General features: G+C 60.8%; 7 protein-coding genes. 2 read left to right on the top strand and 5 right to left on the bottom strand.

Annotated elements, in window-relative coordinates; all coding sequences use genetic code 11:
* The 5 genes from VA602_RS14340 to VA602_RS14360 all read right to left on the bottom strand — a co-directional run.
* Positions 1–562: amidohydrolase family protein (locus tag VA602_RS14340; protein WP_323453535.1), on the bottom strand; the 562-nt coding region annotated here is incomplete at its 3' end.
* A gap of 120 nt (positions 563–682) precedes the next feature.
* Positions 683–1,369, bottom strand: a complete 687-nt coding sequence (locus VA602_RS14345) for an SDR family oxidoreductase (protein WP_323453536.1) — start codon at positions 1,367–1,369, stop codon at positions 683–685.
* 365 nt (positions 1,370–1,734) lie between these two features.
* A complete protein-coding gene (locus VA602_RS14350) occupies positions 1,735–2,319 on the bottom strand; it encodes an IMPACT family protein (RefSeq protein WP_197892375.1) in 585 nt (194 codons plus the stop codon).
* Positions 2,320–2,328: 9 nt separating this feature from the next.
* The gene (locus VA602_RS14355; RefSeq protein ID WP_054895183.1) at positions 2,329–2,991 is read right to left on the bottom strand and encodes a TetR/AcrR family transcriptional regulator; all 663 of its coding nucleotides are present in this window, start codon (positions 2,989–2,991) and stop codon (positions 2,329–2,331) included.
* Positions 2,992–3,063: 72 nt separating this feature from the next.
* Positions 3,064–3,981 carry a LysR family transcriptional regulator gene (locus tag VA602_RS14360; RefSeq protein WP_054895182.1) on the bottom strand — a complete coding sequence of 306 codons (918 nt, stop codon included), beginning with the start codon at positions 3,979–3,981 and terminating at the stop codon, positions 3,064–3,066.
* Positions 3,982–4,099: 118 nt separating this feature from the next.
* On the opposite strand from VA602_RS14360, the gene VA602_RS14365 reads away from it, so the two are divergent.
* Positions 4,100–5,446, top strand: a complete 1,347-nt coding sequence (locus tag VA602_RS14365) for an aspartate aminotransferase family protein (protein WP_323453537.1) — start codon at positions 4,100–4,102, stop codon at positions 5,444–5,446.
* 66 nt (positions 5,447–5,512) lie between these two features.
* A complete protein-coding gene (locus VA602_RS14370; RefSeq protein WP_323453538.1) occupies positions 5,513–7,006 on the top strand; it encodes a CoA-acylating methylmalonate-semialdehyde dehydrogenase in 1,494 nt (497 codons plus the stop codon).
* The last annotated feature ends 879 nt before the right edge of the window (positions 7,007–7,885 follow it).

Consider the following 7,885-nt stretch of genomic DNA (forward strand, 5'->3'; position numbering starts at 1 on the left):
TAAGTCGCTGACTGTCGGCCAGGATCACTTCGCCTTGTTGCACTGTCTGCTGCGGGGGCAAGCCGCCGTCCGCTTCACCCAGGCTCATCGAGCCGCGGGTCAGCATGGCGCGCATGCCGAGCTTGCGTACGACCTCTACCTGTACGTCGATGGCGTGGTCCAGACCTTCCGGGAACAGGTAATGGTGATCGGCGGCGGTGGTGCAACCCGACAGCAGCAGCTCGGCCAGTGCAACCTCGCTGGCGAGCGCCAGTTTGGCCGGGGTTAGCCGTGCCCACACCGGGTAGAGGGTCTTGAGCCAGGGAAACAGTGGTTGGTTGACCACAGGAGCCCATGCGCGGGTGAGGGTCTGGTAGAAGTGGTGGTGAGTGTTGATCAGACCAGGTAGCACAACGTGCTCACGGGCATCGAACACTTGGTCACAGGCGGTGTTGGGTTGTTCGCCGAGGGCGAGCAGTTGGGTGATGCGGCCGTTTTCAATGACCAGGCCACCGCGGGCATCGGTGCCGTTGGCAGTGAAGATGGCAAGGGGGGATTTCAACCAGATACGGGTCGCAGGCATGGTGCCGGCTCCTCTGAAAGTGGGTTCAGGGTTAGCCAGCTCAGTGTTGCCCTGTCTGCTGATCCAGGTCCGCCGCGAGGCGAGGCATCGAGTCTAATGCCTCGCCACGTGGCTTTCAATTCACCAGGTCAGGGCGTCACCCTTGTAGTTGATAAAGCGCAGGCCGCCCTGGCCGCTTTGCTCGTTGATCTGGTCGAGCATGCCGCGAGTGCTGGTGAGCACATCGATTTCCGCGTTCTCGCCGCCCATGTCGGTCTTCACCCAGCCTGGGTGCATGGCCAGCACGCTCAGGTCGGAACGCTGCAACTCAACCACGAAGCTGTTGATCATCGAGTTGAGTGCGGCCTTGCTGGCCTTGTACAGGCAGATCTCGTTGCCATCCGGGCTGGTCACGCTACCCAGGCCCGAGCTCATGAACGCCAGCACCCCGGTGTTTTCGCGGATCTGCCCGACCAGGCGACGCGCCACACGGATGGGCGCAACGGCATTGGTCATGAACAGGTCGCCGATCTGCGTGTCTTGCACGGTTTCCAGGTCTTGTGGCAACGGTCCCATGACTCCGGCATTGACGAAGACCAGGTCGAAAATCTCGTCTTGCACACGCTGCTTGAGGTCGTCGAGCAAGGCGGTATCGTTCATTTCCAGGGATTCGATGCGCACACCTGCGACATCTTTCAAGGCACCCGGCTTGCTTGCATCGCGCACGGTGGCCGTGACGTTCCAACCGTCTTCACGCAGACGTTGTACCAAGCCCAGTCCCAATCCGCGGGAGGCGCCGATGATGAGGGCGTTTTTGCTTGTGGACATATGGACGCTCCGAGGTCGCTTGAAGAAAGGTATCGAGGATACTCCAGGCGGGGGCGACTCGCCTGCGTTGCGTTTGTACAAAAAATGATCAGACGCTCCGCGCCGTGTGCTGGTGGGCGCCCTGCCTGTTGGCGCACGGGTTATCCACAGGCTGTTCCACAGTTATTGTGTGCAAGCGTGTGGGCAGCGGGAAATCTCGTGAAAACCGGACGATGGGGATAACTCTCCGAGTTTCAGTCGTTTGCGGGTGTCATCAAACAGTGATCAAAATATGCTCAATCGGCTGAAAGCCTTACGCGGCAAGGCTTGCCAAAGAATGCCCCAAGCTTATCCACAGGCAGGCCCACAGTAGTTGTGGGCACCTTTCAGCGAGGTTCCAGACGAATCCGGCCACGGCTGAGGTCGGCCAATTGCTGCTGGAAGGTCTGTACGTGCTCTTCGCCCAGCGCCAGGAGTAGATCGACGCCGTTTGCCGTGAACTGTTCGTCCAGCACCAGCCCGTCGGCCTCGGCCAGGCGCAGCTTGAGCAAGGCCAGTTCGCTGAACGTGCAACTGCAGGTGAATTCGCTGCGCTGTACCAGTAGCCGTTTCGGCGCCTGTTGCAAGCACTTGTTGGCACCCCCGCCATAGGCACGGGCCAGGCCTCCGGTGCCTAGCTGGATACCGCCATACCAGCGGATGACCAGCACCACCACCTGATCGCAGTCCTGGGCTTCGATCGCCGCAAGAATTGGACGTCCGGCGGTGCCGCCCGGCTCGCCATCATCGCTGCTGCGGTATTGCGCGCCTATTTTCCAGGCCCAGCAATTGTGGGTGGCGGCCAGGTCGCTGTGACGTTCGATGAAGCTCATCGCCTCGGCGGCACTGCTGACAGGGCCGGCGAGGGTGATGAAACGGCTCTTGCGGATGTCTTCGCGGAACTCGCAGAGCTCAAGCAGGGTAGAGGGCATAGGTCCGGGTCAGGCGGGCGGGGTGATGCCGCAGCCTTTGAGAATGATGTGGATAAGGTTGTTGCTGGCGTCTTCCATGTCCTGCTTGGTCAGGCGGCTGCGGCCGGTGACCTGGCAGATCTGGGTGGCGAAGTCGGCGTAGTGCTGGGTACTGCCCCAGAGCAGGAAGATCAGGTGCACAGGGTCTACCCGGTCCATCTTGCCGGCCTCGATCCAGGCCTGGAACACTGCGGCGCGCCCGCGAAACCACTCGCGGTAGTCGGCGCTGAAGTATTCGCTCAGGCACTGGCCGCCGCTGATCACTTCCATGGCGAAGATCCGCGATGCCTGCGGGTTGCGCCGGGAGAACTCCATCTTGGTGCGAATGTACTGGCTCAACGCCACGGCTGGGTCGTCCTCGACGCTCAAGGCGTTGAAGGTGCTGTCCCACAATTCGATGATGTTGCTGAGCACGGCAATATAAAGGCCGAGCTTGTTGGTGAAGTAGTAGTGCAGGTTGGCTTTGGGCAGGTTGGCCTTCAGCGCGATGGTATTCATGCTGGTGCCCTTGAAGCCATGGCGGGCGAATTCGTCCTCGGCGGCCTGGATGATGGCCTGTTCGTTCTTTTGGCGAATGCGGCCGGCGGGCTTGCCCGAGGCGGAGAGGCGATGCGCAGGGACTTCAAAGGTCATGGACGTTTCCGTACGGGGTCTGTGGGCAACGGATGTCGGACAGATTACCTGCCTGTGCCGAAGTGACAAGCATTAGCGCGTTGCCGCGAGGCTTTCGAGAAAACTTTCCAGCACCAGATTCGGACGCCGTCCCTTGCGCGTCACCCAGCTCAGGCTCAGGTCATAGAAGCGTTGCGTCGGTTTCAGTGCCCGCAGGCGGCCCTGTTGGACCCAGAACATGGCGTAATGATCGGGCAGGTAGCCGATGTAGCGCCCGGTGAGGATGAGAAAGGCCATGCCCTCGCGGTCCGAGGCGCTGGCGGTGCAGTTCAGTGCCTGGTAGTGCGCCTGGATATCGGCTGGCAAGCGGAAGGTCGGGGCGATGGCTTCCTGGCTGTTGAGGCGCTGATCGTCGATTTTCTGGTCCTCGGCATAGAACAGGGGGTGGCCGACTGCGCAGTAGAGCAATGAACGTTCGCTGTACAGGGGCTGGTATTCCAGGCCCGAGAGCGGGCTGGTCTGCGGCACCACGCCGACATGCAGGCTGCCGTCCAGCACCCCTTGTTCGACCTGGCTCGGGGCGATCATGCGAATCTGGATGCGCACATCCGGCCCACGATCCTTGAGCTCAGCCAGCGCGTGGGTGATGCGCATGTGAGGCAAGGTAACCAGATTGTCGGTCAGGCCGATATTGAGTTCGCCACGCAGGTGCTGGTGCAGTCCGTTGACCTCGGTGCGAAAGCTCTCAAGGGCACTGAGCAGTTGCAGCGCCGAGTGGTAGACCTCGCGGCCTTCTTCGGTGAGCGAAAAGCCTGCCCGGCCACGCTGGCACAAGCGCAAGCCCAGGCGCTGTTCCAGGTCGTTCATCTGCTGGCTGATGGCAGAGCGCCCGATACCCAGTACGTTTTCCGCGGCCGAAAAGCCGCCGCACTCGACGACACTGCGGTAAATCTTCAGCAGACGAATATCGAAATCGCTGACTTGCGCGAGAGGATCTGGGCGACGACTCATAAGTTTAGTCCGCTGCTAACTGAAGATTAGAAATGTTGGCTTTTTCAGACTTTATCCCCGTGACAATTTAGCTGCAACAACACCCATCGTTGCCTAGTCGTCTTCCGAGGAACCGCCGATGAACATGCCCGAAACCGCCCCGTCCGGCCTGGCCAGCCAGCTCAAGCTGGATGCTCACTGGATGCCCTACACCGCCAACCGCAACTTCCAGCGTGATCCACGCCTGATCGTGGCCGCCGAAGGCAATCACCTGGTTGACGACAAGGGGCGCAAGATCTTCGACGCACTGTCGGGCCTGTGGACCTGCGGCGCCGGGCATACCCGCAAGGAAATCACCGACGCGGTGACGCGCCAGCTGAGCACACTGGATTATTCGCCGGCCTTCCAGTTCGGCCATCCGCTGTCGTTCCAGCTGGCCGAGAAGATCGCCGAGCTGACGCCTGGCGACCTCAACCATGTCTTCTATACCAACTCCGGCTCCGAGTGCGCCGACACCGCGCTGAAGATGGTGCGTGCCTACTGGCGCCTGAAAGGCCAGGCAACCAAGACCAAGATCATCGGGCGTGCCCGTGGTTACCACGGCGTGAACATCGCTGGCACCAGCCTGGGTGGGGTCAATGGCAACCGCAAGATGTTCGGCCAACTGCTGGATGTCGACCATCTGCCTCACACCGTGCTTCCGGTGAACGCTTTCTCCCGCGGCATGCCGGAAGAGGGCGGTATCGCCCTGGCCGAGGAGATGCTCAAGCTGATCGAATTGCATGACGCTTCGAACATCGCCGCTGTGATCGTCGAGCCGCTGGCCGGCTCCGCTGGCGTGCTGCCTCCGCCGAAGGGTTATCTGAAGCGTCTGCGTGAAATCTGCACCCAGCACAATATCCTGCTGATCTTCGACGAAGTCATCACCGGCTTCGGTCGTATGGGGGCGATGACCGGCTCTGAAGCCTTCGGCGTCACTCCGGATCTGATGTGCATCGCCAAGCAGGTGACCAACGGCGCCATCCCGATGGGCGCGGTGATCGCCAGCAGCGAGATCTACCAGACCTTCATGAACCAACCGACGCCGGAGTACGCCGTGGAATTCCCCCATGGCTACACCTATTCGGCTCACCCTGTGGCCTGTGCTGCCGGTATCGCTGCGCTGGACCTGCTGCAGAAGGAAAACCTGGTGCAATCCGCCGCCGAACTGGCGCCGCACTTCGAGAACCTGCTGCATGGCGTCAAGGGCACCAAGAATGTCGTCGATATCCGTAACTACGGCCTGGCTGGCGCGATCCAGATCGCAGCGCGCGATGGCGATGCGATCGTGCGTCCATACGAGGCGGCCATGAAACTGTGGAAGGTCGGCTTCTATGTCCGCTTCGGGGGGGACACCCTGCAGTTCGGCCCAACCTTCAATACCAAGCCGCAGGAACTGGATCGCCTGTTCGACGCGGTAGGCGAAGCCCTGAACCAGATCGACTGATCTTTCCGACGCTGACGACAGGCGCCTGAGCGCGCCTGTTTCTACCTTCTTTATCTGGAGTTCTGCATGAGCATCGTTCAGCACCTGATCAATGGTGAGCTGGTTTCCAAGGGCGGTCGCACCGCCGATGTCTTCAACCCGTCGACCGGCCAAGCTACGCGCAAGGTCGAACTCGCCAGCCGCGCCACCATCCAGGAAGCCATCGATTCGGCCAAGGCCGCGTTCCCGGCCTGGCGTAACACGCCACCGGCCAAGCGCGCGCAGGTGATGTTCCGCTTCAAGCAACTGCTGGAGCAGAACGAGGCGCGCATTTCGCAGATGATCAGCGAAGAGCACGGCAAGACCATCGAGGATGCCGCCGGCGAGTTGAAGCGCGGTATCGAGAACGTCGAGTTCGCCTGTGCTGCGCCCGAGATTCTCAAGGGCGAGTACAGCCGCAATGTCGGGCCGAACATCGACGCTTGGTCCGACTTCCAGCCGCTGGGTGTGGTGGCCGGTATCACGCCGTTCAACTTCCCGGCGATGGTGCCGTTGTGGATGTATCCGCTGGCCATCGTCTGCGGCAACGCCTTCATCCTCAAACCCTCGGAGCGCGATCCGAGCTCGACCCTGTACATCGCCCAATTGCTGCATGAGGCTGGCCTGCCCAAGGGCATCCTCAATGTGGTGCACGGCGACAAGGAAGCGGTGGATGCGCTGATCGAGGCTCCGGAAGTCAAGGCCCTGAGCTTTGTCGGTTCGACACCAATCGCCGAATACATCTATGCCGAAGGCACCAAGCGCGGCAAACGCGTGCAGGCGCTGGGCGGGGCGAAGAACCACGCAGTGCTGATGCCCGATGCCGAGCTGGACAATGCAGTCAACGCGTTGATGGGCGCCGCCTACGGCTCGTGCGGCGAGCGCTGCATGGCGATCTCGGTGGCGGTGTGCGTGGGCGACCAGGTCGCCGATGCGTTGATCGCCAAGCTGCAGCCGCAGATCAAGGCGTTGAAGATCGGTGCCGGCACCCAGTGTGGCCTGGACATGGGTCCTCTGGTGACGGCGGCTGCACGCGACAAGGTGCTGGGCTATATCGACGATGGTGTCGCGGCAGGGGCCGAGCTGGTGGTCGATGGTCGCGGTTTCTCGGTGGCGGGCAACGAGAACGGCTACTTCGTTGGCGGTACCTTGTTCGACCGGGTGACGCCGCAGATGCGCATCTACCAGGAAGAAATCTTCGGGCCGGTGCTGTGCGTGGTGCGCGTGCAGAGCCTGGAAGAGGCGATGCAGCTGATCAACGATCACGAATACGGCAACGGCACTTGCATCTTCACCCGTGACGGTGAAGCGGCGCGTTTGTTCTGCGACGAGATCGAAGTGGGCATGGTGGGTGTGAACGTGCCGCTGCCAGTGCCGGTGAGCTATCACAGCTTTGGCGGCTGGAAGCGTTCGCTGTTTGGTGACCTGCACGCCTATGGGCCGGATGGGGTGCGCTTCTATACCCGTCGCAAGGCGATTACCCAGCGTTGGCCGCAGCGCAAGAGCCATGAAGCGTCGCAGTTTGCGTTCCCGAGCTTGTAAGGTTGTGGTGATGTGAGAAGCGGGGAGGCCGACAGGCCTCCCCGTTTTGGTTTGTGGGCGGTAGGGTTGGCTTGGGAGTGTTGTTGCTGGCTTGGGGGCGGGCTGGGGGCTGAGAGGGGCCTGCCTTGATGTTTCTGGCGCCCTTGAGATCGAGCGCCGCCCGCGCGGCGCTTCGCGGGCAAGCCCGCTCCTACAGTTTGTTTCGGGCCATTGAGTCCTGTGGCATTTTCGCGCGACCCCTTTGGCGCACGGCGCGTTACCGGGTCGTACACACCAGGCGTCGAGCGCCTATGGCACAGGCATAACTGGCCCGAAACAAATGTGGGAGCGGGCTTGCCCGCGAAGCGCCGCGCGGGCGGCGCTCGATCTTGTAGGCGCAGCAGAGTTTGAGGCAGGCACTTGGTGGCCTATATAAGGTCTGCGCCGAGGATCTTTCAAATATCTGAAATAAAAGGTTGACGGCCTCTCAGATCCCCTTATAATGCGCCCCACTTCCGCAGCAAACGGAACGCAAAACTCCTTGTTAATCAACGAGTTAAGCGAGTTCGGTGAAGCGTGAAGGGCTTCGGTCACCTGATCGGCAGCGGTGAAAAAGGCAGTTGACAGCATCTTCGAGTGCTGTATGATTCGCCTCCCGCTACGAGAGATCGCAGCGAGTCAAGTGTTTGAAGCTAAACGAGTTTCTCGGAAAAAATTCAAAATAAACGCTTGACAGCAAATGAGGAAAGCGTAGAATGCGCGCCTCGGTTGAGACGAAAAGCTCTTAACCAACCGCTCTTTAACAAATCGAATCAAGCAATTCGTGTGGGTGCTTGTGAGTACGGACTGATAGTCGCCAAGATTATCAGCATCACAAGTGGCCATGCGAGAAATCACATA

The organism is Pseudomonas machongensis (genome assembly GCF_034961125.1).
Classification (GTDB): Bacteria; Pseudomonadota; Gammaproteobacteria; order Pseudomonadales; family Pseudomonadaceae; genus Aquipseudomonas; species Aquipseudomonas machongensis.